Raw genomic sequence first — 24,084 nt, 5'->3', positions numbered from 1 at the left:
GAATTCTTTTAGTGGCGCAGCCTGTAGCCGCGCTTGAGAAGGTTGACCGCAATGGCCGCCAGCACCACGAAGAACACCGACACGATGGCCAGGCTGGTCCAGGGCGAGACGTCGGACTTGCCGAAGAATCCATAGCGGAACCCGTCAATCATATAAAAGAACGGGTTGAAATGCGAGACTGCGAGCCAGAACGGCGGCAGTTTTTGGATGGAATAGAACACCCCGGCCAGGAAGGTGGCCGGCATGATCAGGAAGTTCTGGAAAGCGGCCAGCTGGTCGAACTTCTCGGCCCAGATGCCGGCGATCACGCCCATGGTGCCGAGGATGGCCGCGCCCAGGAAGGCGAACACCAGGATCCACAGCGGCGCCACGAAACTCAGGTGGGCGAACCAGGCGGTGATCACGAACACGCCGAAGCCGACCACGACGCCGCGCAGCACGGCCGCCGCCACATACGCCGACAGGATTTCGGCATGCGACAGCGGCGGCAGCAGGATGAACACCAGGTTGCCGGTGATCTTGGACTGGATCAGGGACGAAGACGAGTTGGCGAAGGCGTTCTGCAGCACGCTCATCATCACCAGGCCCGGGATCAGGAAGGCGGTGTAGCTGACGCCGTCCAGCATCTCGACGCGGCCGTCCAGCACGTGGCCGAAGATCAGCAGGTAGAGCATGGCCGTGACGACCGGCGCGGCGATGGTCTGGGTCGCGACTTTCCAGAAGCGCAGCGACTCCTTGTAGAACAGGGTGCGGAAACCCACGGAGAACAGGCTCATTGCGGACCTCCCGGCTGTTTGTCGCCGACCACCTGCAGGAAGATGTCTTCCAGGTCGGCCTGCTCGAGCTGCATCTCGTCGATCACGGCGCCGTTGGTGCGCAGGGCTGCCAGGATCGGCTCGACTTCGTTGACGTGGTTGACGCGCAGGGTGTAGCGGTTGCCGCTGCCGTTGTTCTGGTCGTGCTCGTCGTGCGAGACCAGGTGGCGCAGGCCATCCGGCAGCTCGCCGCTCTTCAAATGCACCACCAGCTGCGAGCCGGACACGCGGCGCAGCAGCGCCGACATGGTGTCCAGCGCCACCACTTCGCCCAGTTTCAGCATCGCCACGCGCTGGCACATGGCCTGCGCTTCTTCCAGGTAGTGGGTAGTCAGGACCACGGTATGGCCCTCGCGGTTCAGGCGCGCGATGAACTTCCACAGGGTCTGGCGCAGCTCGACGTCGACGCCGGCGGTCGGTTCGTCCAGCACGATGACGGGCGGCTTGTGCACCAGCGCCTGGGCCACCAGCACGCGGCGCTTCATGCCGCCCGACAGGGCGCGCATGTTGACGTCGGCCTTGTTGGTGAGGTCGAGGTTGTGCATCACCTCGTCGATCCAGGCGTCATTGTTCTTGATGCCGAAATAACCCGACTGCAGGCGCAGCGTTTCGCGCACGGTGAAGAAGGGATCGAACACCAGTTCCTGCGGCACCACGCCCAGGCGCTTGCGCGCTTCGCGGAAGTCGCTCACGACATCGTGGCCATGGATCTTGACGCTGCCCACGTCCGGGCGGATCAGGCCGGCCACGGTGGAGATCAGGGTGGTCTTGCCGGCGCCGTTGGGGCCGAGGAGGCCGAAGAACTCGCCTTCCTCGATGTTCATCGAGACGCCCTTGAGGGCCTTGAAGCCCTTGTAGCTCTTCTCGACGCTGTTAATCTGGATCGCTGTCATTCTTGTTGGGAGGCGGCGCGAGCGCGCCAGGCCGTGCGGGGAAACGACCCATTATAGGGGAAATCGCAAATACAAGAGGCCGGCGGGGTAATTCGGCGTAGGGTGGTCGGCTATGCCGACCGCGCGTCCAGCCAGACGACGCGCAGTGGCAGTGCATAGGAGAGTTGAACGCGCGGACGGCGAAGCGTGATCTGGTCCACTGGACCAGATCACCCCTACGCAAAACGAGATTACGACTGCGAAACCAGCTGGTCCACGCCATACAGCGCAGCCAGCTTCTGCACGTTCTGGGGAACGTTGATGAAAGTGAGGCGCTGGCCGGCCTTCTGGGCACGGCGCTGCCAGGCCAGCAGCAGGGCCACGCCGGACGAATCGGCGGCGCCGACGCCGGCCAGGTCGAACACGGTCTCGCCCGCGGCGATCGCCGCGCAGCCCTGCTCCAGGGCGCTTCTGGCGCTCTGGAAGGTCAGGGCATCGAGCGAGAGCATCGGATTGGCTTCGGCCATTACTTCGGCGCCTTCAGCGGCTTGGAGGCCAGCTGCTGGTTACGCTCGGCCAGCTTCTTGATCAGACCATCGATGCCGCCCTTGTTGATCTCGCTGGCGAAGGTGCTGGTGTAGGTCTGAACCAGCCAGGCGCCCAACACGTTGATGTCGTAGATCTTCCAGCCCTGCGGACCATTGGCCAGGCGGTAGTTCAGGGTGATCGGCTCGCCGCGGGCGACCTTCACCTGCGAACGCACTTCCACGTCGTTGGCGCCCGCTTCGGCACGCATCGGCTGGAATTCGACGGTCTCGTTCTTGATCTGCGACAGCGCACCCGAGTAAGTGTAGACCAGCAGGTTGGTGAATTCCTTGGTCAGTTGCTGCTGCTGCGCCGGGGTGGCCTGGCGCCAGAAGCGGCCGGCCGCCTGCTGGGTCATTTTCTGGGCGTCGACGTGCGGCAGGATCTTGGAATTGACCAGGTCCATGATCTTGTTGCGGTTGCCGGCCTGGATGTCCTTGTCCGACTTGACGGTCTCGATGACGTCGGCGCTGATGCGCTTGACCAGGGCATCCGGGGCTTCGGCGGCGATGGCCGAGGTGGCGAAGGCGACGGTGGCGCTTGCTGCTGCGATCAGTTGGATGATGGGCTTCATGTGGTTTCCTTGTCGTTGGGGCACGGCGCCGGCTTCAAGCGGCGCGGCATGTCCCCGGTTAACTCTTCTTGCTGTCCTACGGATGACACCGGTGTGTAAGGACTTGTTACTTGGTCGGCTCCGCCGCCGCTTTGCCTGCCGGGTCGGCGGCCGGCTCGGCGTTGCTGGTCGCTTCGTCCCCTTCGTTCGGCTGGCGCGGCACGTTGCCGTCATAGACCTGGCTCTGGCGGCGCTGCATGTAGCCGTCGCGGATGAACTCGTAGCGGTCCAGGGCGGCCTCTTCCAGCAGGTTGCCGGCGTCGAGCAGGCTGGCGCGCTTGTCGACCACGCGGATCGCCGAGCCGATGTTGCGCCAGTTATCCGGGCGCTTGTACTTCCAGATGTCGGCGCCGATATCGGCCGGCAGCGCAGCGGTGTCACGCACCGTAGATGGGCCCAGAATCGGCAACATCAAGAAGGGGCCGCTTGGAACGCCCCAGACGCCCAGGGTCTGGCCGAAATCCTCGTTGTGCTTCTGGATGCCGGCTTCCGAGGCGATGTCGAGCAGGCCAAAGATGCCGAAGGTCGAGTTGACGGCGACACGGGTGACGTCGCCCATGCCGTTCTCCACCTTGCCCTGCAGCAGGTTGTTCACCGCGCTCCAGGCGTCGGACAGGTTGCCGAAGAAGTTGCCGACGCCCGTTTGCACAAAGCTCGGTGTCACGTTCTTGTAGGCGGTGGCGGTCGGCTTCAGGACGGTGCGGTCAACCGCGTCGTTGAAGCGGAACACGGTACGGTTATAGCCTTCGAGCGGGTCCTGCGGATTCTGCGTCGTGGCGCAGCCGGTCAGCAGCAGGGCTGCGGCGATTGCCGCAAGCCCATGGATACGGCCGGTGGTACGGTGTGGTGCGTGTTTCATTCACTACCTTCCTTTCCTTCAGCGGCCTTGCTATAGATAAATTGGTTGATCAGGTCTTCGAGCACCGTCGCCGACTGGGTACGGTTGATGCGGTCGCCCTCGGCCAGGTTCTGGGTGTCGCCACCCGGTTCGATGCCGATGTACTGCTCGCCCAGCAGGCCAGCAGTCAGGATCTTCAGCGAACTGTCTTTCGGGAATTTATATCCTGGCTCCATATCGAGGCGCACGAGCGCCTGGTAGGTCTTGTCGTCGAAGGTGATTTCACCCACGCGGCCGACCACCACACCGGCGCTCTTGACCGGCGCCTGCGGCTTGAGGCCGCCGATATTGTCGAATTTTGCGGTCACGGCATAGGTCTTGCTGAACGAGAGCGAGCTCATATTGCCGGCCTGCAGGGCCAGGAACAGCAGCGAGGCCGCGCCCAGCAGGACAAACAGGCCAACCCAGACGTCGATAGTTTTGCGGTGCATACGAATACCCTAGTAAATCTTGTTTAGTTACTTGCTTGTGCTTACTTGTTGAACATCAGCGCGGTCATGATGAAGTCCAGGCCCCAGACCATCAGCGACGCGATGACGACGGTACGCGTGGTCGCGCGCGACACGTCTTCCGGGGTCGGCTTGGTCTGGTAACCCTGGAACAGCGCCGTGAACGTGACCGCGATACCAAAGATAAAGCTTTTGAGAACACCATTCAGTACGTCAGCGCGCACATCCACTCCAGCCTGCATCTGCGACCAGAACGCGCCCTCGTCCACGCCGATCAGCTGCACGCCGACCAGGTAGCCGCCGAACACGCCGACCGCCGAGAAGATGGCCGCCAGGATCGGCATGGCGATCACGCCGCCCCAGAAACGCGGCGCCAGCACGCGCTGGACCGGGTTAATCGCCATCATTTCCATGGCGGACAGCTGCTCGCCGGCTTTCATGAGGCCGATCTGGGCGGTGAGCGAGGTGCCGGCGCGGCCGGCGAACAGCAGCGCGGTCACGACCGGGCCGAGCTCGCGCACCAGGGCCAGCGCCACCACCTGTCCCAGCGCCTGCTCGGCGCCGTACTGGTTCAGCGTGTAATAGCCCTGCAGGCCGAGCACCATGCCGACGAACAGGCCGGACACGATGATGATCACCAGCGAATAGTTGCCGATGAAGTGGATCTGCTCCGAGATCAGGGCCGGGCGCCGGAAGGCGCCGGGCGAGACGCCGAGCAGGTTGAAGAAGGCGCGCGTGGCGAAGCCGACGCTGGCGATGGCTTCGCGCACGTGGCGGCCGATGGTTTCGAAAAAGCGCGTGATCATCATTTGCGCACGCCTCCCAGGCCGAGGTCGTCGGCCAGCGACTTGCCCGGATAGTGGAAGGGCACCGGGCCATCGGGCGCGGCATTCACGAACTGCTTCACATACGGGTCTTCCGAGACGCGCAGATCGTCCGGCGTGCCTTCGGCCACGATCTTGCCTGCCGACATGAAGTACACGTAGTCGGCGATCGCAAAGCATTCGTGCACGTCGTGCGACACCAGGATCGAGGTCGAGCCGAGGGCATCGTTCAGGTTGCGGATCAGGTTGGCGGTAACGCCCATCGAGATCGGGTCGAGGCCGGCGAAGGGCTCGTCGTACATGATCAGTTCGGGGTCGAGCGCGACGGCGCGGGCGACGGCGACGCGGCGCGCCATGCCGCCGGAAATCTCGGCCGGCTTCAGGCGGTGCGCGTTGCGCAGGCCCACGGCATTGAGCTTCATGAGCACCAGGTCGCGGATCACTTCTTCCGGCAGGTCGGTGTGCTCGCGCAGCGGGAAGGCGACGTTGTCGAATACCGACAGGTCGGTGAACAGCGCGCCGAACTGGAACAGCATGCCCATGCGGCGGCGCAGGCGGTACAGGCCCTCGGTATTGAGCTGGTGCACGACTTCGCCGCCCACGCGCACCTCACCGCGCTGCGGACGGATCTGGCCACCGATCAGGCGCAGGACCGTGGTCTTGCCACAGCCCGAGCCGCCCATGACGGCCACGAGCTTACCGCGCGGGAAGTCCATGCGCAGGTTCGACAGGATGGAACGCTCCCCGTACGCAAAGTGCAGATCGCGGATTTCAACTAGGTTGGACACAACGTGTTTGATATTTTGGGTAATCCGTTATTGTAGTGCAGAAAGCTTAAGCCCCGCTTGAGGTGGCCCATTTTGGCCCGCTTTCGCGACGTGCTCTTACAACAATATTGACCAATGGGTCAGATATTTTGTTTTGTAAGGCATTGTTTTTTAAGAGATATGTATATCTACTAATATGGCAGTTATTGAATTATATCAATAAATACTGCAGAGCAATGAACCATACATTTGCGGATGTATCTTTTTGTCTGCACCCGCATTTTGTGTCATGTGATGCACTGCAATAAGGCTTAGCGTACGAACATTGAGCGCTTGATCGTCGTGCGGAGACGCACATAAGTGTGTCGGTAAGCGGTAAATACCACCCGGCTGTTGGAACCTGTACACACCAGGATAAAAAAACCAAAAGAAAAAGGCGGCCGAGGCCGCCTTTGTGTCGATAGCAAACCGCTTAGCGCGGCAGCACCGAGCTTCCCATCAGGAATTCATCCACGGCACGGGCACACTGCCGGCCCTCGCGGATGGCCCACACGACCAGCGACTGGCCGCGGCGCATGTCGCCGGCGGCGAACACCTTCGGCTGCGAGGTCTGGTACGACTTTTCGCCCTCGACCGTGGCGCGGGCATTGCCGCGCGCGTCCTTCTGCACGCCGAAGGCGTCCAGCACGTTCTGCACCGGCGACACGAAGCCCATCGCCAGGAAGACCAGGTCGGCCTTCATCTCGAATTCCGAATCCGGCACCTCGACCATCTTGCCGTCTTTCCACTCGACGCGGCAGGCCACCAGCTTTTCCACCTTGCCGCCCTTGCCTTCCAGGCGCTTGGTCGCCACCGCCCAGTCGCGCTGGCAACCCTCCTCGTGCGAGGACGAGGTGCGCAGGCGGGTCGGCCAGTAAGGCCAGACCAGCGGCTTGTTTTCCTGCTCCGGCGGCATCGGCATCAGTTCGAACTGGGTGACGGACGCCGCGCCATGGCGGTTCGAGGTGCCGACGCAGTCGGAACCGGTGTCGCCGCCACCGATCACGACCACATGCTTGCCGGTGGCCTTGATCTGGTCCTTCAGCTTGTCGCCGGCATTCACGCGGTTCTGCTGCGGCAGGAAGTCCATCGCGAAGTGCACGCCCTTGAGCTCGCGGCCCGGCACCGGCAGGTCGCGCGGCTGCTCGGCGCCGCCGGCCAGCACCACGGCGTCGAAGTCTTTCGCCAGGTCTTCCGGGAAGATGGTGTCGCGCGCCATGTTGCTGACGGTGGCAGGGAAGTCCTTGCCGATCAGGACGCTGGTGCGGAAGACCACGCCTTCCGCCTTCATCTGCTCGACGCGGCGGTCGATCAGGTCCTTCTCCATCTTGAAGTCGGGAATGCCGTAGCGCAGCAGGCCGCCGATGCGGTCGCTCTTCTCGAACACGGTCACGTCGTGGCCGACACGCGCCAGCTGCTGGGCGGCGGCCAGGCCGGCGGGGCCGGAACCGACCACGGCGACCTTCTTGCCGGTCCTGGTGGCAGAAGGCTGCGGCACGATCCAGCCGTGCTCCCAGCCAGCGTCGGCGATCTTGCGCTCGATCGACTTGATGCCGACCGGGTCGTCGTTGATGCCGAGCGTGCAGGCCGACTCGCAGGGCGCCGGGCAGATGCGGCCGGTGAACTCGGGGAAGTTGTTGGTCGAATGGAGGTTCTCGACGGCCGCACGGTAGTTGCCGTGGTAGACCAGGTCGTTCCAGTCCGGGATCATGTTGTTGACCGGGCAGCCCGTGTTGCAGAAGGGGATGCCGCAATCCATGCAGCGTGCCCCCTGCACCTTGGCCTGGCCATCGGTCAGGGTCAGCACGAATTCCTTGTAGTTCTTGACGCGATCGGTCGGCTCGAGGTGGCCCTCTTCCTGCCGTTCGAATTCCATGAAGCCGGTAATTTTACCCACGTTGTTTTCCTTTTGTCGTCGGGTGGCAGCTCCGCCACCTTCGTCATTCCTGCCACTACCGCGTCATCCCGGCGAAGGCCGGGATCCAATTTCTGCGTGCGATATCGCTACGCCGGCAAACTTGGGTCCCGGCCTTCGCCGGGACGACGGTTCAAAGTGTCGTGATCTGGTTTGCGTTATCGGTGCGCTTGGCGCTTACGCCGCCAGCTCGATCTTGTCGTTCGCTTCTTCCATGCTCGAGTTGTGCATTTCCTCGAGGGCGCGCTTGTAGTCGGTCGGGAAGACCTTCACGAACTTGCCGCGGCTGTTGGCCCAGTCGTCCAGCAGGTTGCGCGCGCGGGTCGAACCCGTGTGCTTGAAGTGGCGCTCGATCAGGCGGCGCAGGATGACCTCGTCCGACTCGCGCTCGCCGCCCCGGGTCTGGCTGTGCCAGCCGGCCTGGCCCTCCTGGCCCTGCTGCTTGGTGGTGAGCACCGGCTCCAGGTTGACCATCGTGGTGTTGCACTTGCCTTCGAACTCGCCCTTCGGGTCGTACACGTAGGCGACGCCGCCCGACATGCCCGCCGCGAAGTTGCGGCCGGTCTCGCCCAGCACCACGACGGTACCGCCGGTCATGTATTCGCAACCGTGGTCGCCGCAGCCCTCGACCACCGCCGTGGCGCCCGAGTTACGCACCGCGAAGCGCTCGCCGGCCACGCCGTTGAAGAAGGCTTCGCCCGAAATCGCGCCGTACAGCACGGTGTTGCCGACGATGATGTTGTCCACCGCCCAGCCACGGAACTCGGTGTTCGGGCGCACGATGATGCGGCCGCCCGACAGGCCCTTGCCGACATAGTCGTTGCCCTCGCCCACCAGGTCGATCGTGATGCCCGCCGCCAGGAAGGCCGCGGCCGACTGGCCCGCGGTGCCCTGCAGCTGGATGTGGATGGTGTCGTCCGGCAGGCCGGCGTGGCCGTAGCGCTTGGCCACTTCGCCCGACAGCATGGTGCCGACGGTGCGGTTCAGGTTCCTCACCGGCGAAATGAAGGAGACGCGCTCGCCCTTCTCCAGCGCGGCCTTGGCCTGGGCGATCAGCTTGTGGTCCAGCGCCTTGTCCAGGCCATGGTCCTGGCCGTCGGTGTGGAACAGCGCGCGCTGCGATTCGACCTTCGGCTGGTAGAAGATGTTCGAGAAGTCCAGGCCCTGCGCCTTCCAGTGCTCGACTGCACGTGCCTTGTCGAGCAGGTCGGTGCGGCCGATCAGTTCGTCCCAGCTGCGGATGCCCAGCTGCGCCATCAGCTGGCGCGCTTCTTCGGCGACGAAGAAGAAGTAGTTCACCACATGCTCCGGCTTGCCCTGGAACTTGGCGCGCAGGACCGGGTCCTGGGTCGCGACACCGACCGGGCAGGTATTCAGGTGGCACTTGCGCATCATGATGCAGCCTTCGACCACCAGCGGCGCCGTCGCAAAACCGATTTCGTCGGCGCCCAGCATGGCGGCAACGACCACGTCGCGGCCTGTGCGCATCTGGCCGTCGGCCTGGACGCGGATGCGGCTGCGCAGGCCATTGAGCACCAGCGTCTGCTGGGTCTCGGCCAGGCCCAGCTCCCACGGGGTGCCGGCGTGCTTGACCGAGGACAGCGGCGAAGCGCCGGTGCCGCCGTCGTGGCCGGCGACCACCACGTGGTCGGCCTTGGCCTTCGAGACGCCCGCGGCCACGGTGCCGATGCCGACTTCCGAGACCAGCTTGACCGAGATCGAGGCGTTCGGGTTGACGTTCTTCAGGTCGTGGATCAGCTGCGCTAGGTCTTCGATCGAATAGATGTCGTGGTGCGGCGGCGGCGAGATCAGGCCGACGCCCGGCACCGAGACCCGCAGCGACGCGATGTATTCGGACACCTTGTGGCCCGGCAGTTGGCCGCCTTCGCCCGGTTTTGCGCCCTGCGCCATCTTGATCTGGATCTGGTCGGCCGATGCCAGGTACTCGGCGGAGACGCCGAAGCGGCCCGACGCCACCTGCTTGATCTTCGAACGCAGCGAATCGCCTTCTTCCAGCGGGATGTCGGCCACCACGCGGTCCGAACCCAGGATCGAGGCCAGGCTCTCGCCCTTGGCGATCTTGATGCCCTTGAATTCGCCCATGTAGCGGCGCGGATCTTCGCCGCCTTCGCCGGTGTTCGACTTGCCGCCGATGCGGTTCATGGCGATGGCCAGGGTGGCGTGGGCTTCGGTCGAGATCGAACCGAGCGACATCGCGCCGGTAGCGAAGCGCTTGACGATTTCCTTGGCCGGCTCGACTTCTTCCAGCGCGATGGCCTTCGACGGATCGATCTTGAACTCGAACAGGCCGCGCAGGGTCAGGTGACGGCGGCTCTGGTCGTTGATGATCTGCGCGTATTCCTTGTAGGTGCTGAAATTGTTGGCGCGGGTCGAGTGCTGCAGCTTGGCGATCGCGTCCGGGGTCCACAGGTGGTCTTCGCCGCGCACGCGGAAGGCGTATTCGCCGCCGGTGTCGAGCGCGTTGGCCAGCACCGGATCGTTGCCGAAGGCGAGCGAGTGCAGGCGCAGCGCCTCTTCCGCCACTTCGAACAGGCCGATGCCTTCCACGGTCGAGGAGGTGCCGCGGAAGTACTTGTCGACCAGCGACTTGTTCAGGCCCACGGCCTCGAAGATCTGCGCACCACAATACGACATGTAGGTGGAGATGCCCATCTTGGACATCACCTTCATCAGGCCCTTGCCCACTGCCTTGGTGTAGTTGTAGATCGCCTTGTCGGCGTCCATCTCGTGCGGCAGGTTGTGCGCCAGGTCGCTGAGCGTTTCCAGGGCCAGGTAGGGGTGCACGGCTTCCGCGCCGTAGCCGGCCAGCAGGGCGAAGTGGTGGGTCTCGCGGGCCGAGCCGGTTTCGACCACCAGGCCGGTGGAGGCGCGCAGGCCACGGCCGACCAGGTGCTGGTGGATGGTCGAGGTGGCCAGCAGCGCGGGAATCGCGACCTGCTCAAGCGACATGTTGCGGTCCGAGACGATCAGGATGTTATGGCCCGACTTGACCGCGTCCACGGCTTCGGCGCACAGCGATGCCAGGCTGGCTTCGATGCCTTCCTTGCCCCAGGCGACCGGATAGCAGATGTTCAGTTCATAGGACTTGAACTTGCCGCCGGTGTGCGAGCTGATGCCGCGCAGGCGGGCCATGTCGTCGAAGCCGAGGATCGGCTGCGAGACTTCCAGGCGCATCGGCGGGTTGACGTTGTTGGTGTCCAGCAGGTTCGGCTTCGGACCGATGAAGGAGACCAGCGACATGACCATGCTTTCGCGGATCGGGTCGATCGGCGGATTGGTCACTTGCGCAAACAATTGTTTAAAGTAGTTATACAAAGGTTTGAGCTTGTTCGACATGACTGCCAGCGGCGAGTCATTGCCCATCGAACCGGTGGCTTCCTCGCCCAGCACGGCCATCGGCGCCATCAGGAACTTCAGGTCTTCCTGGGTGTAACCGAAGGCCTGCTGGCGGTCCAGCAGCGGCACCGCGGCTTTTTCGCCCTGGGCATCCTTGGCGCGGTGCTGGGTCAGCTGCGACTCGGACAGCTTGATTTCGTTGAGCTTGATGCGCACCGACTTGATCCAGGCCTTGTACGGCTTGGCGTTCGAGTAGGTGTCCTTCAGCTCCTTGTCGTCGATGATGCGGCCGGCTTCCAGGTCGATCAGGAACATCTTGCCCGGCTGGAGGCGCCATTTCTTGACGATGCGCGATTCGGGAATCGGCAGCACGCCCGATTCCGAGGCCATGACGACCAAGTCGTCCTCGGTGATGACGTAGCGCGCCGGACGCAGGCCGTTGCGGTCCAGGGTGCCGCCGATGTGGCGGCCGTCGGTGAAGGCCATGGCGGCCGGGCCGTCCCAGGGTTCCATCATCGCGGCGTGGTATTCGTAGAAGGCGCGGCGGTTGTCGTCCATCGACGTGTGGTTTTCCCAGGCTTCCGGGATCATCATCATCATCGCCTGGGCGACCGGATAGCCGGCCATCACCAGCAGTTCGAGCGCGTTGTCGAAGCAGGCGGTATCGGACTGACCCTCATAGATCAGCGGGAACAGCTTGCCCAGGTCTTCACCCAGCACGGCGGACTTCAGCATGCCTTCGCGGGCACGGGTCCAGTTGAAGTTGCCCTTGACGGTGTTGATCTCGCCGTTGTGCGCGATCAGGCGGTAAGGGTGGGCCAGCGGCCATTCCGGGAAGGTGTTGGTGGAGAAGCGCTGGTGCACCAGGCTCAGGGCCGAGATACAGCGCGGATCCTGCAGGTCCTTGTAGTAGACGCCGACCTGGTCCGCCAGCAGCAGGCCTTTGTAGACGATGGTGCGGGCCGACATCGAGGGCACGAAGAACTCCTTGCCGTGCAGGAGCTTCAGGGCCTGGATCGCGTGGCCGGAGGACTTGCGGATGACGTACAGCTTGCGCTCGAGCGCGTCGGTGACCATGATGTCCGGGCCGCGGCCGATGAAGATCTGGCGGATCACCGGCTCTTTCGCCTTCACGAAGGGCGACATCGGCATCGTCTCGTCGACCGGCACGTTGCGCCAGCCGAGCACGACCTGCCCTTCGATGCGCACGGCGCGTTCGATTTCCTGTTCGCAGGCGATGCGCGACGCGTGTTCCTTCGGCAGGAACACCATGCCGACGCCGTATTCGCCAGGCGGCGGCAGTTCCACGCCCTGCTTGGCCATCTCGTCGCGGAAATACTGGTCCGGGATCTGGATCAGGATACCGGCGCCGTCGCCCATCAGCGCATCGGCGCCGACCGCGCCGCGGTGGTCGAGGTTCTTCAGGATCTGCAGGCCCTGCTCGATGATCGAGTGGCTCTTGTTGCCCTTGATATGGGCGATGAAACCGACGCCGCAGGCGTCGTGTTCATTGGCGGGATCGTACAAACCTTGGGCAATCATGAGGCAATCTCCACAGCTTTATCTAGGGTCGAAAATCGAGAATAGTGCAACGCAACACAAACGTAAACAAGAATAATTAGGGTCAGAGTAGAATTGTTTAACAAGTTTTTGAACTTGCGATTAATTGGGGACATAGTCAATCACAGGCGGTCAAAATGTGCCAATTCATCGATAAGCCCTTGATTTTAATAAGAAGAAGTGGAGGCGCTCGGTGCGGCGGCAGGCTCGTTCGTATGTCAACTGCCATGCCTGCCGACTTGCCTTCGGCGATGCTGAATAAAAAAACGGCACGAATAATCGTGCCGTTGATCGATTGCTGATTGTTTATGCTTGCGAAAGCGGCGGGATCGGTTCCCGAAGCGGCCGCCCGCGCTTGGCCGGCAGGATCTGGCGCTTGGTCCGGCGCTCGAGCTCGGCCTTGAAGGCATCCGAACCCAGGGGCTGGTTCTTCAGCACCGAGGCGGTCACGAAGTCCAGCTCTTCCTGCGTAATACCCTGCATGACGAGCTCGGTGTAGGCCGCTTCGCGCTGGAAGGGCGTGTTACCCAGGCCCCAGTAGAGCAGGTGGTCGGTGATGAGGGCGTCCGTGCGCACGCCGGTGTGGTGGGCGTAGCTCGACCATGGGTAGTCCAGCGGCGCCGCGACCAGCCCGGCGCGCACCGGATTGAGCTCGATGTAGCGGCTGCAGGACAGAAGATAATGCTCGGTATCGACCAGCGAAGTGCGGAAGCGCCCTTCGAACAGGCCGCCCGTGCGCTCGTACTTCTGATTGAACCAGGGGACGTAGAAGCGGCCGATCTTCTGCATCATCAACGCCAACCCGGTTTCGTTGGAAGGCGTCGCCAGCAGGTGCAGGTGGTTCGGCATCAGCACATAGGCGTGAATGGCCACCTCGTAGAAGCGCGCCGCCTCCTTCAGCCAGGCGAGGAAGCGCTGGTAGTCGGCCTCGTCGCGAAAGATCGGCTGGCGGTTGTTGCCGCGCTGGATGAGGTGCTGCGGCTGGTTCGGGATGATGAGTCGGGGAAGGCGTGCCATGGCGTGCTCAAAAGTCGAGCACCCATTTTAGCCGAGAAAGCTGACTCTGTCCCTAATTAATCTCGAGGTCGCGAAAAAGTTGGCCGACTCTGTCCCCGATTATGCTCAGGACAGGGTGAAACCGGCGGAGAGGCTGTAGCCTTCGCCATAGGCGCTGCGCAGGGGCAGGTCCTGGCCGAGGCCGGAACGGGCTTTCTTGCGCAGGCGGTAGACCAGCATGTCGACCCGGCGGCTGGCGTCCGGGTCTTCGCCGCCCATGCCGGCGACGATCACCTGGCGCGGCACCGGACGGGTGTTGATGGTCAGGAGGTGCAGGAAGTTGCACTCCTTTTCGGTCAGGTCGATCACCTTGCCGCCCAGTTCGAGCTGGCGGGCGCTCACGCGCAGGGTCCATTTGCTCGGCGCCGGCGCCGGGTCGGCCGGACGCACGCGGCGGTCCAGCGCTTCGATGTGCGCCGCCAGTTCGGGGAACTTGATCGGCTTGGTCAGGTAGTGGTCGGCGCCCAGGCGCAGCCCGAGGATGCGGTGGTCGAACGCGACCCGGCCGGTCAGCACCAGCAGGCCGATCTCCGGGTACAGCTGGCGCATCCGCGGAATGACATTGAAACCATCCTCGTCCGGCAGGCCGAGGTCGAGCACGACGACCGCTGCCGGCGTGCGCGTCAGCGCCGCCCACATCTCGCTCGCGGTCTTGGCGATCGTGACGTCGTGGTCCAGTTCCCGCAGGAACTCGGCCATGTCGTCGGCGTATTCGCCATTGTCTTCAACAATCAGTATCTGCGTCATGGATTGGTCGGGTTAATGATCGGTCCGATTATCACTGTTGGGAGAGGATGAGGCAAGTTGTTGTTGGCCGTTAATATCCAGGGCGGGTAGCCAGAGCCGGAATTCCTTGCCGTCCTCGCCCAGGCGCAGCATCCCGCCGTGGACGTCGACGATCGAGCGCGCCATATAGAGGCCCAGGCCGCTGCCCGGCAGGCCGGTGGCATTGCTGCCGCGGTAGCCCTTGTCGAATATGCAGGCTGCATCCTCCGGCGGTACCCCGGCGCCTTCATCGCGCACCGTGAACTCGACCCCGCTCCCGCTGCGGCGCGCCCCCAGCGTTACCTTGCTGCCGGCCGGCGAGTACAGCAGGGCATTGTCGACCAGGACCTTCAGCGCCAACCGCAAGCCCTCGGGCTCGCCGCGCAGGCCCAGCTTCAGGTCGTCCGCTTCGACGACCGCTTCGCGGCCCGCTTCGCGCAGCTGCGTCACACCGGCGTCCAGCAAGTCGCGGGCGGCGATGGTGTTCGGCTGGCGCACCTGGCCGATCGCGGCCATGCGGTCCGGCGACAGGTATTCGTCGAGCATGGCGATCAGGCGGTCGGCCGCGACCGCGATCTTGCGATAACGCTGGCGCACGGTGTCGTCGGCGCCATGGGCGGTCGCTTCCAGGCGCTGGATCGCGCCGTCGATGGTCGCCAGCGGCGTGCGGAATTCGTGGTTCAGCATGCTTGCGAAACGGCGCTGGTCGGCCAGGTGGGCGCGCTGCGCCGACAGGTCGCGCAGCAGTCCCACCAGCGAGCGGCTGGCGTCAGCGTTGCGCACCACCGTGGCGATCACCTGCAGCCCGACCGGATGGCCGTCCGCGTTGCGCACGTCGACTTCCTGCATGCGGCGCTCGCCTGGCGCGAGCCCGCCCTGCGCGGTGAGGTGCAGGCCGAGCGCGCCCAGTGCCTCGTGCGCGCCGCCGCCGGCGATCGCGGCCTGCAGTGCCCCGGCCTCGTAGCCCAGCAGGGCGGAAAATGCCGGGCTCAGGTAGCGCAGCGTATGCGCCGGCAGGTCGATGCTGAAGGCAATGTCGCCGGCGAGTTCGGCAATGGTGCAGAAATGATGTTCGATACCTGGAATGCCGGCGGGGCGCTCCGGACTGGCCGGAGCATGGGGATCAACAGCCGTGCTACGGGTCATTGGGCACTTTCTGTTATCGATGGGACAATGAACGTTGTCACCCAGTATATCGTTGCTCGCGACACTTTGTATAGGAGCAAGCCCGGCCTTGTCCTGCACCGGCACCGGATCGCTATGTCGATGTGATGAAAAATGCGCCACGGTGGGCGCAGTTGGTGGATAATTCGCGTCTATGAACGATACCGCTACCCTCCCCCCACTCCCGGACCGGCTCTCGATCGACCCGAGCAGCCCTTTTCATAACCGCGACGTTTTCCAGCGCGAGATCGGCATCCGCTTCAACGACAAGGATCGCCATGACGTCGAAGAGTACTGCATGAGCGAAGGCTGGATCAAGGTCGCCGCCGGCCGCACGCTCGACCGCAAGGGCAAGCCGATGCTGATCAAGTTGAAGGGCAAGGTCGAGGCTTTTTACAAGTAATCCGCATTGATGCAAAAAGAAAGGGCGGCTGGTGCTAACCAGCCGCCCTTTTGCTTTGGTAGGGTGGTCGGCTATGCCGACCGCGCGTTCGACCGGCACTTGAATCCCTACGCCGTCACTATGCACGCCAGATTTGAACGCGCGGACGGCGAAGCCGTCCACCCTACGAAAAACGCGGCGCTGACATCGTCAAGCGCCGCGTTTCTATTCTAAACAGCTGACTTTAGTCTTCCAGCGGTGCGAAGATCGCTTGCAGATCTTCCTGCGTCAGCGCCATCTTCTGCGATTCACCTTCGGACAGGATCGACTGCGCCAGTTCCGACTTCTTCAGCTGCAGCTGCTGGATCTTCTCTTCCAGCGTGCCCTTGGCGATCAGCTTGTACACGAACACCGGCTTGTCCTGCCCGATGCGCCAGGCGCGGTCGGTCGCCTGGTTCTCGGCCGCCGGGTTCCACCACGGGTCGTAGTGGATCACGGTGTCGGCCGCGGTCAGGTTCAGGCCCACGCCGCCGGCCTTCAGGCTGATCAGGAAGATCGGCACCGCGCCCTGCTGGAAGGCGGCCACCTGGGCCGAGCGGTCGCGCGTCTCGCCGGTGAGCAGCGCGTAGTGGATGCCGCGCGCGGCGAGTTCTTCCTCGATCAGGAACAGCATGCTGGTGAACTGCGAGAACACCAGGATCTTGCGGCCTTCCTGCAGCAGGTCTTCGACCATCTGCATCAGGTCGGTCAGCTTGGCCGACACCGCGGCGGTGTTCTTCTTGCCCGGCATGGCCTTCACCAGGCGCGGGTCGCAGCAGACCTGGCGCAGCTTGAGCAGCGCTTCGAGGATGACGATCTGGCTGCGCGCCACGCCCTTGCGGTCGATCTCGTCGCGCACCTTCTTGTCCATCGCCAGGCGCACGGTTTCGTACATGTCGCGCTGCGCGCCCGAAAGCTCGATGCGGCGCACCATCTCGGTCTTCTCCGGCAGTTCCTTGGCCACGTGGTCCTTGGTACGGCGCAGCAGGAAGGGCTTGATGCGGCGGCTCAGCAGGGTGCGGCGCACCGAATCGTCCTGGCGTTCGATCGGGTGGCGGAACTGGTTGTTGAAGCTCTTCTCGTCGCCCAGCAGGCCTGGCAGCAGGAAGTGGAACTGCGACCACAGCTCGCCCAGGTGGTTCTCGAGCGGCGTGCCGGACAGGCACAGGCGGTGGCGGGCGTTGAGCGAGCCGGCCGTCTGCGCCGCCTTGGAGCGGGTGTTCTTGATGTAGTGCGATTCGTCCAGGATCACCAGGTGATAGTGGTGCTCGCGCAGCTTTTCCTCGTCGCGCGGCAGCAGCGCATAGGTGGTCAGCACGATGTCGGCGTCGTCGATCTGGTCGAACAGGTCCATGCGCTCCTTGCCCTGCAGGAGCAGCACCTTCAGGCTCGGGGCGAAGCGCGCGGCCTCGTCGAACCAGTTGGTCATGAGGCTGGTCGGCGCGATCACCAGGGCCGGGCTGGTCAGGCGCCCTGCTTCCTTCTCGGTGAGGATGTGGGCCAGGGTCTGCACGGTTTTGCCGAGACCCATGTCGTCGGCCAGGATGCCGCCGAGGTCGTACTCGCGCAGGAACTGCATCCACGACAGGCCGTCGAGCTGGTAGTCGCGCAAGGTAGCTTGCAGGCCCTTGGGCGCCTCGACCTTCTTGACCGAGCCGAACTGGCTCAGCTTGCGGCCGGTCTCGCGCAGGCGCTCGCCGCCGGTCCAGCGCAGCTCGAGGCCGCGCGCCAGGTCTTCCAGGCGCGCCGCGTCCAGCGTGGACATGCGCATGCGGCCCTTGATCTTGTCATTGAAGTACAGCTCGCCGAGCGTGGCGAGGATGGGCTTCAGGCGGCCCCAGGGCAGCGCCACGCGCACGCCGTCCGGCAGCGTGGCCAGCATCTGGTCGGCTTCGGCATGGGCGGCCAGCACGGCCGGGTCGAAGTCGGCAGGGGCGCTGCGGATCAGCTGCACCAGCACCGGCAGCAGCGGCACGCGCTTGCGCGCCACCACGATGCCCAGCTCCAGCTCGAACCAGGCATTGCCCGCTTCTTCGGGTTCGTCGATGTCGGCATACCAGTCTTCGACCGGCACCACGTCGTAGCGGTACTTGGCCGACTTCTGCAGGTGCCAGCCGGTGTCGGACAGGGCGTCAAGGTCGTTCTCGGCGAAGCGCAGCCAGTGCGCCTGGCTGTCCAGCACCAGGGCGCCGGCCATGGCGTTGAAGGGCGCGGTGACCGGCTTGCGGAAGCCGATCTCGTTCAGTTTGTTCAGGGCCGCGGCTTCGGCCTTCGGGTCGCGTTCGATGACCTCGGTGACGTCGCCGATCTGGCGCACCACGCGCTGGGCCGGATCGAAGGACACGCGCTGGCCGTCGTAGTCGTAGGCCAGCACGGCGAAGTCGTGCCAGCGCGGCGTGCCGCCGTCGGACAGCTGCACCGAATCGAGCAGCAGGTGCGGAATCGGTTTGACGTCGTTGCGCAGGCGCTGGGTGAGCGGCTGCGGCAGCGGCATCAGCTGCTGCAGGCCGTGCGCCAGCAGCAGTTGCGAGACGCGCTTCTTGTCGGTGCCGGTGAGGGCCGGGGCCTGGGCCACCAGCGCCTGCAGTTCGGCCAGCGAGATGTCGATGCCGCCGCGATTCAGTTCGAGCGGGCCGATCGACAGGTTGTCGATGTACCACGGCGGGTCGGTCGGCAGCATGTAGTCGATCAGGTCGGCCCCGCTGTGGGTGGCGCCGTTGGCCGGTTCCACCGACCACCCGAGTTTGGCCACGCGGCCCTCGTCGCGCCAGGCCAGGCTGGCCAGGCGGGTCGGGCCGGCCTGTAGCGGATAGACCAGGCCATTGGCCATGTCGGACCACGAGTTCGCCCACAGCAGCTTGCCTTGTTCAAGCAGCATCTGCAGCAGGATGGCGCCGACTTTGCCTTTCGGTTCGGTGGCGCTGGTGCCCTGGGCCGAACCGCTGCGCATGGCGATGAAGAAGCGCACCAGGTCGACGTCGTCGCCTTCGAGGTAGGCCGGTGGCGCCGACAGCAGCGAGAACACTTCGCTTACCGGGCTGGCGGCGGCGACGTCGCCGTTCGGGCGCAGGCGCGCCTTGCACAGGCAGATGGCGACGTGGCGGCCGCCGCTGGTCGGGGCCATCACGTAGACAAACTTGTACTGCACGGCCTTCGGATCGGCGACCTCGTCGGTCAGCCTGGGCTGCGGGTGCGCCGCCGCCTCGACCCTTTGCAGCCAGCTCACCACCGGCGCGGGCAGGGCGGGAGCGCGTGCGGGAGCGCGGGCGACGGCAGGTGCTGCTACGGGTGCGTCGTTGGCGTTCTCGCGGTGATCATCGACTGTGTGCATGGGTCTCGTGTGTCTGTATTAAAAACGACAATAAAGAACATTATCCTTCATACGGACGCTTCCGTTTTGTTCGGAATCGCACGTAGCGGACAAAACTTGTCCGCACCATCTGCGTGCACGCTGTTCGTCCATGCGAATCACGCGTACAGCCGACTGTTCTCGCATGTTCAAGTGGCGCTGTCAAGACTGGTGTATCCCCCGCGTTTGCGTATCATTGTTTGCTTGACCTTTTAGAGACACGCGCGTACTCATCGCGCACACCACCGCACCATGCTGCCATCCATCGAACAACGCCTCGCCCTCGAACTGTCCGCCAAACCGGTCCAGGTGGCCGCCGCCGTCGCCCTGCTCGACGAAGGCGCGACTGTCCCCTTCATCGCACGCTACCGCAAGGAAGCCACGGGCGGCCTCGACGACACCCAGCTGCGACTTCTGGAAGAGCGCCTGCGCTACCTGCGCGAGCTCGAAGACCGCCGCGCGTCGATCATCGCGTCGATCACGGAGCAGAACAAGATGACGCCGGAGCTGCTCGATGCGATCGCCCATGCCGAGGACAAGACCCGCCTGGAGGACCTGTACCTGCCCTACAAGCAGAAGCGCCGCACCAAGGCGCAGATCGCGATCGAAGCGGGCCTGTCGCCGCTGGCCGAGGCCTTGCTCGGCGACCCGTCGCTCAATCCAGAAGAGGTGGCGTCCGGCTACCTGCGCGAGGCCTTCACGAATGCCGACGGCGGCGCCAACCCGGGCGTGGCTGATACCAAGGCGGCCCTCGACGGTGCGCGCCAGATCCTGATGGAGCGCTTCGCCGAAGATGCGACGCTGCTGCAGTCGCTGCGCGAATACGTGCAGGAGCACGGCGTGGTCGAGTCAAAAGTCGTGGCCGGCCAGGAGGACGCGGGCGAAAAATTCGCCGACTATTTCGACTATTCCGAAACCCTGTCCACGATTCCTTCGCACCGCGCGCTGGCGCTGATGCGCGGCCGCCGCGAGGGCGTGCTGGATGTCACCCTGCGCCTCGATTCGGAAGCCGAGAAGCCGAAGTGGGACGCGCCGCACAACCCTTGCGAAAGCCGCATCTGCGCCGCATTCGGCATCAAGGCGCTTGGGCGCCCGGCCGACAAGTGGCTGCTCGACACCGCGCGCTGGACCTGGCGCGTGAAGAGCTTCATGTACATCGAGACCGAGCTGATGGGCGCGCTGCGCGAGAAGGCCGAACTCGATGCGATCCAGGTCTTCGCCCGTAACCTGAAGGCGCTGCTGCTGGCCGCGCCGGCCGGCCCGCGCGCCACCATGGGCCTGGACCCGGGCCTGCGCACCGGCGTCAAGGTGGCGGTGGTGGACGCCACCGGCAAGGTGGTCGACACCGCCACCGTCTACCCGCACCAGCCGCGCAACGACTGGGACGGCGCCCTGCACGTGCTCGGCCAGCTGGCGGCCAAGCACAATGTGTCGCTGATCTCGATCGGCAACGGCACCGCCTCGCGCGAGACCGACAAGCTGGCCGCTGACCTGATCAAGCAGCGCCCGGAGCTGAAACTCACCAAGATCGTCGTCTCGGAAGCCGGCGCCTCGGTGTATTCGGCCTCGGAATTCGCCTCGCGCGAACTGCCCGAGCTGGACGTCTCGCTGCGCGGCGCGGTGTCGATCGCGCGCCGCCTGCAGGACCCGCTGGCGGAACTGGTCAAGATCGACCCGAAGTCGATCGGCGTCGGCCAGTACCAGCACGACGTGTCCCAGACCCAGCTCGCGCGCTCGCTCGACGCCGTGGTCGAGGATTGCGTGAACGCGGTGGGCGTGGACGTGAACACGGCCTCGGCGCCGCTGCTGGCGCGGGTCTCGGGCTTATCTGGCAGCGTGGCGCAGAGCATCGTGAACTACCGCGACATGCAGGGCGCGTTCGCCTCGCGCGCGGCATTGAAGAAGGTGCCGCGCCTGGGCGACAAGACCTTCGAGCAGGCGGCCGGCTTCCTGCGCGTGATGAACGGCGAGAACCCGCTGGACGCCTCGGCGGTCCACCCGGAATCCTATCCGGTGGTCGAGAAGATCCTGGGCGACATCAAGCGCGACATGAAGGCGGTGATCGGCGACAGTGCGCTCATCAAGTCGCTCAATCCGGCCAAGTATGCGGATGACAAATTCGGCGTGCCGACCGTGACCGACATCCTGAAGGAACTGGAAAAGCCGGGCCGCGACCCGCGTCCGGAATTCACCACTGCGACCTTCAAGGAAGGCGTCGAAGAAATCTCGGACCTGCGCCCGGACATGATCCTGGAAGGCGTGGTGACCAACGTGGCCGCCTTCGGCGCCTTTGTCGACATCGGCGTGCACCAGGATGGACTGGTGCACATCTCGGCGCTGTCGAACACGTTTGTGAAGGACCCGCACACGGTGGTCAAGGCCGGCCAGGTGGTCAAGGTGAAAGTGCTGGAAGTGGACGTCAAGCGCAAGCGCATCGCGCTCACCATGCGCCTGTCCGATGCCGCGCCGCAGCCGGGCGCGCGTCCGGAGCAGCGCGGCGACCGCAACGACAGCAAGCGCCTGGCCCAGCACCAGCGTCAGGACAAGCCGGCGCCCGCAGCCGGCGGCGCGATGGCCGCGGCCTTCGCCAAGCTGAAGAAGTAATGGCGCGTGCGGGGTGGCCGGCCGGTGAGCCGGTCAGCCCGCGTGCTTGAGGAACAGCCCGACCATGTAGACGCTCAGGAAGCCGAAGCCGATCAGGATCATGCGCTTTTGCGGCAACGCGGGCAGTCCGGTTTTCTTGATGTGCAGTCCTTCGCGCACCAGCAGCAGGCCATAGCCGAGGGCCGCGATGCCGCACAGGAGGCGGCCGATGCCCAGGCCCATCAGGCCCTCGATGAGGTTGATCAGGCCAGGGATGGCCAGCAGGGCGCCGATCGCGAAATTGGCGGTGGCCGAGGGTCTGCGCTGGGGTGTCTGTTGCATGATGCGTGCCGGACGAAGGGAATGCGCGCGATCATACCAGTCCCGCCCCGCCCGTGGGCAAAAACCGCCGGCGGTTCAGCCCAGGACGCGCACCGCGGTCGTCCCTGCCTTCACCAGGAAGCACAGACAGAACAGGCCGAAGCAGGCGTAGCCGACCATGGTCGTGCGGTGCGATGCCAGCTCGCCGCGCCGGTCGCGCCAGGCCTGCACGGCGCAGTACAGCAGGAACAGGCCGGCCGGCAGCTGGCCGATGTAGAGCAGGACGTCTTCCAGTGGCTCCCGGTACATCCCGGTGATGATTTCGTACACGCCGGCAATGACAAAGAAGGCAGCCATGCACCACAGCAGGGGCGATGGCATGGAAGCAAAGCCTCGGTAGGCAGTCATGATGGTTCCCGTTCGGGTGGCATGAAAGACCATCATAGCGGGGATTTTCCGGTAAAAATCCGCCGATTGTCACAGCAGGCGGGAGAACGACGCCAGGCCCGTGCCCGCCCTGCCGAATTCTTATAAAATGGCGGCATCTTATCCATTCCCACTGAAGGCACACACATGAGCGACGTTCAAACCTGGATCAAAGACACCGTGACCACCACCCCGGTCGTGCTGTTCATGAAGGGAACCGCGCAATTCCCGCAATGCGGCTTCTCGGGCCGCGCCATCCAGATCCTGAAAGCCTGCGGTGTCGACAACATCGCCACCGTCAACGTCCTGGAAGACGCCGAAGTCCGCCAGGGCATCAAGGACTACTCGAACTGGCCGACCATCCCGCAGCTCTACGTGCGCGGCGAATTCATCGGCGGCACCGACATCATGAACGAGATGTACGAATCGGGCGAGCTGCAGACCCTGCTGAAGAACGGCTGATTCCATGACCGGCCGCCCGCGCAGGATCATTGTCGCCATCACTGGCGCAACCGGCGCGGTCTATGGCGTGCAGCTGCTGCGGCGGCTGCACGCGACTCCCGGCGTCGAGACCCACCTGGTGATTTCCGACGCCGCCTCCCTCACCCTGCACCAGGAACTCGGCCTGCAGCGGCGCGATGCCGAGGCGCTGGCCCACGTCGTCCACCGCAACCGCGACATCGGCGCCTCGATCGCCAGCGGCTCTTACCAAGTCGACGGCATGGTGATCGCTCCCTGTTCGATGAAAACCCTGGCGGCCGTCGCCCATGGCCTGTCGGACAACCTGGTCACGCGCGCCGCGGACGTGATGCTGAAGGAAAGGCGCAGGCTGGTGCTGATGGTGCGCGAGACGCCCTTCAACCTGGCGCACCTGCGCAATATGACGGCGGTGACGGAGATGGGCGGCATCGTGTTCCCGCCCCTGCCGAGCTTTTATCATCGTCCGGCGACGATCGAAGAGATGGTCGAGCATACGGTCGACCGGGCGGTCGACCTGCTCGGGCTCGACAACGCCCACGCCCCCAGGTGGGGCGGCATGAAAGACGCGCAGGACAGCTAGCGCTTGTCGCCGTCAAACGGTTCGTCGGCCTTTTTCGCCTCGCGTGCTTCCTCGAGCATCCGCCGCCGGGCATTGCGTTGTCGCATCACCTCGGCATGGCGCGCCGCCGTCATCGGCGGTGCGGTCATCAGTTCCTTGAGCTGGGCGGTGTTGGCGTAGTTGTTTCGCATACGGCAGCTGCTCCTTGACGTGACCCGGTGACGGCGGATCCGCTCGCCACTGGACAGATTATGACCCAGCTGCAG

At 64.5% G+C, this 24,084-nt stretch carries 21 protein-coding genes; 4 read left to right on the top strand and 17 right to left on the bottom strand.

The features are described from left to right. Positions 1 to 8: 8 nt before the first annotated feature. The 13 genes from YWC_RS0116945 to YWC_RS29820 all read right to left on the bottom strand — a co-directional run bounded on the left by YWC_RS0116945 (position 9) and on the right by YWC_RS29820 (position 15,661). Positions 9 to 776, bottom strand: coding sequence for an ABC transporter permease (locus YWC_RS0116945; protein ID WP_027866447.1), 768 nt, complete (start codon positions 774 to 776; stop codon positions 9 to 11). Beyond that, positions 773 to 1,708, bottom strand: a complete 936-nt coding sequence (locus YWC_RS0116940) for an ABC transporter ATP-binding protein (protein ID WP_027866446.1) — start codon at positions 1,706 to 1,708, stop codon at positions 773 to 775. Before YWC_RS0116940 ends, YWC_RS0116945 begins: the two co-directional genes overlap by 4 nt. A gap of 230 nt (positions 1,709 to 1,938) precedes the next feature. Next, on the bottom strand, positions 1,939 to 2,214 hold the full coding sequence (locus YWC_RS0116935) for an STAS domain-containing protein (RefSeq protein ID WP_027866445.1): 276 nt from the start codon (positions 2,212 to 2,214) through the stop codon (positions 1,939 to 1,941). Further along, the gene (locus YWC_RS0116930) at positions 2,214 to 2,846 is read right to left on the bottom strand and encodes an MlaC/ttg2D family ABC transporter substrate-binding protein (protein WP_027866444.1); all 633 of its coding nucleotides are present in this window, start codon (positions 2,844 to 2,846) and stop codon (positions 2,214 to 2,216) included. Before YWC_RS0116930 ends, YWC_RS0116935 begins: the two co-directional genes overlap by 1 nt. Positions 2,847 to 2,952: 106 nt before the next feature. Further along, a complete protein-coding gene (locus YWC_RS29825) occupies positions 2,953 to 3,744 on the bottom strand; it encodes an MlaA family lipoprotein (RefSeq protein ID WP_051306524.1) in 792 nt (263 codons plus the stop codon). Next, complete coding sequence (gene mlaD / locus YWC_RS0116920; RefSeq protein ID WP_027866443.1) at positions 3,741 to 4,214, bottom strand: outer membrane lipid asymmetry maintenance protein MlaD; 474 nt, start codon at positions 4,212 to 4,214, stop codon at positions 3,741 to 3,743. The genes YWC_RS29825 and mlaD overlap by 4 nt, the downstream gene beginning before the upstream one ends. Positions 4,215 to 4,255: 41 nt before the next feature. Continuing rightward, complete coding sequence (gene mlaE / locus YWC_RS0116915) at positions 4,256 to 5,038, bottom strand: lipid asymmetry maintenance ABC transporter permease subunit MlaE (RefSeq protein WP_027866442.1); 783 nt, start codon at positions 5,036 to 5,038, stop codon at positions 4,256 to 4,258. Then, a complete protein-coding gene (locus tag YWC_RS0116910) occupies positions 5,038 to 5,844 on the bottom strand; it encodes an ABC transporter ATP-binding protein (RefSeq protein WP_027866441.1) in 807 nt (268 codons plus the stop codon). The genes mlaE and YWC_RS0116910 overlap by 1 nt, the downstream gene beginning before the upstream one ends. Positions 5,845 to 6,295: 451 nt before the next feature. Further along, complete coding sequence (locus tag YWC_RS0116905) at positions 6,296 to 7,759, bottom strand: glutamate synthase subunit beta (protein WP_027866440.1); 1,464 nt, start codon at positions 7,757 to 7,759, stop codon at positions 6,296 to 6,298. A gap of 195 nt (positions 7,760 to 7,954) precedes the next feature. Then, positions 7,955 to 12,676, bottom strand: coding sequence for a glutamate synthase-related protein (locus tag YWC_RS0116900; RefSeq protein WP_027866439.1), 4,722 nt, complete (start codon positions 12,674 to 12,676; stop codon positions 7,955 to 7,957). A gap of 324 nt (positions 12,677 to 13,000) precedes the next feature. Then, a complete protein-coding gene (locus YWC_RS0116895) occupies positions 13,001 to 13,711 on the bottom strand; it encodes a transposase (RefSeq protein WP_027866438.1) in 711 nt (236 codons plus the stop codon). Between the two features lie 105 nt (positions 13,712 to 13,816). Then, positions 13,817 to 14,497, bottom strand: coding sequence for a response regulator transcription factor (locus tag YWC_RS0116890; RefSeq protein WP_027866437.1), 681 nt, complete (start codon positions 14,495 to 14,497; stop codon positions 13,817 to 13,819). A 12-nt stretch (positions 14,498 to 14,509) separates the two neighbouring features. After that, positions 14,510 to 15,661, bottom strand: a complete 1,152-nt coding sequence (locus YWC_RS29820) for a sensor histidine kinase (protein WP_051306523.1) — start codon at positions 15,659 to 15,661, stop codon at positions 14,510 to 14,512. Positions 15,662 to 15,833: 172 nt separating this feature from the next. Between YWC_RS29820 and YWC_RS0116880 the strand changes: the two genes are divergently transcribed. After that, positions 15,834 to 16,082, top strand: coding sequence for a DUF3297 family protein (locus tag YWC_RS0116880; RefSeq protein WP_027866436.1), 249 nt, complete (start codon positions 15,834 to 15,836; stop codon positions 16,080 to 16,082). Positions 16,083 to 16,305: 223 nt separating this feature from the next. Here YWC_RS0116880 and YWC_RS0116875 read toward each other — a convergent pair whose 3' ends face one another. Next, positions 16,306 to 19,431, bottom strand: a complete 3,126-nt coding sequence (locus YWC_RS0116875) for a DEAD/DEAH box helicase (RefSeq protein WP_027866435.1) — start codon at positions 19,429 to 19,431, stop codon at positions 16,306 to 16,308. A 270-nt stretch (positions 19,432 to 19,701) separates the two neighbouring features. Between YWC_RS0116875 and YWC_RS0116870 the strand changes: the two genes are divergently transcribed. Continuing rightward, the gene (locus tag YWC_RS0116870) at positions 19,702 to 22,053 is read left to right on the top strand and encodes a Tex family protein (RefSeq protein ID WP_027866434.1); all 2,352 of its coding nucleotides are present in this window, start codon (positions 19,702 to 19,704) and stop codon (positions 22,051 to 22,053) included. A gap of 33 nt (positions 22,054 to 22,086) precedes the next feature. Here YWC_RS0116870 and YWC_RS0116865 read toward each other — a convergent pair whose 3' ends face one another. After that, positions 22,087 to 22,374, bottom strand: a complete 288-nt coding sequence (locus tag YWC_RS0116865) for a hypothetical protein (protein ID WP_027866433.1) — start codon at positions 22,372 to 22,374, stop codon at positions 22,087 to 22,089. 75 nt (positions 22,375 to 22,449) lie between these two features. Beyond that, the gene (locus YWC_RS0116860) at positions 22,450 to 22,761 is read right to left on the bottom strand and encodes a hypothetical protein (protein ID WP_156923770.1); all 312 of its coding nucleotides are present in this window, start codon (positions 22,759 to 22,761) and stop codon (positions 22,450 to 22,452) included. 165 nt (positions 22,762 to 22,926) lie between these two features. Here YWC_RS0116860 and grxD point away from each other — a divergent pair, with 165 nt between their 5' ends. Further along, the gene (gene grxD, locus YWC_RS0116855; protein ID WP_027866431.1) at positions 22,927 to 23,241 is read left to right on the top strand and encodes a Grx4 family monothiol glutaredoxin; all 315 of its coding nucleotides are present in this window, start codon (positions 22,927 to 22,929) and stop codon (positions 23,239 to 23,241) included. Positions 23,242 to 23,245: 4 nt separating this feature from the next. Further along, complete coding sequence (locus tag YWC_RS0116850; protein WP_027866430.1) at positions 23,246 to 23,839, top strand: UbiX family flavin prenyltransferase; 594 nt, start codon at positions 23,246 to 23,248, stop codon at positions 23,837 to 23,839. Here the strand turns inward: YWC_RS0116850 and YWC_RS33350 are convergent. After that, positions 23,836 to 24,009, bottom strand: coding sequence for a hypothetical protein (locus YWC_RS33350; RefSeq protein WP_169728130.1), 174 nt, complete (start codon positions 24,007 to 24,009; stop codon positions 23,836 to 23,838). The two genes, YWC_RS0116850 and YWC_RS33350, sit on opposite strands and share 4 nt — an antisense overlap. Between the last annotated feature and the right edge of the window lie 75 nt (positions 24,010 to 24,084).

The organism is Massilia alkalitolerans DSM 17462, assembly GCF_000427785.1.
Taxonomy (GTDB): Bacteria; Pseudomonadota; Gammaproteobacteria; order Burkholderiales; family Burkholderiaceae_D; genus Telluria; species Telluria alkalitolerans.
Note: the sequence above shows the minus strand (reverse complement) of the source record. Positions and strands in the feature narration are given on the sequence as shown.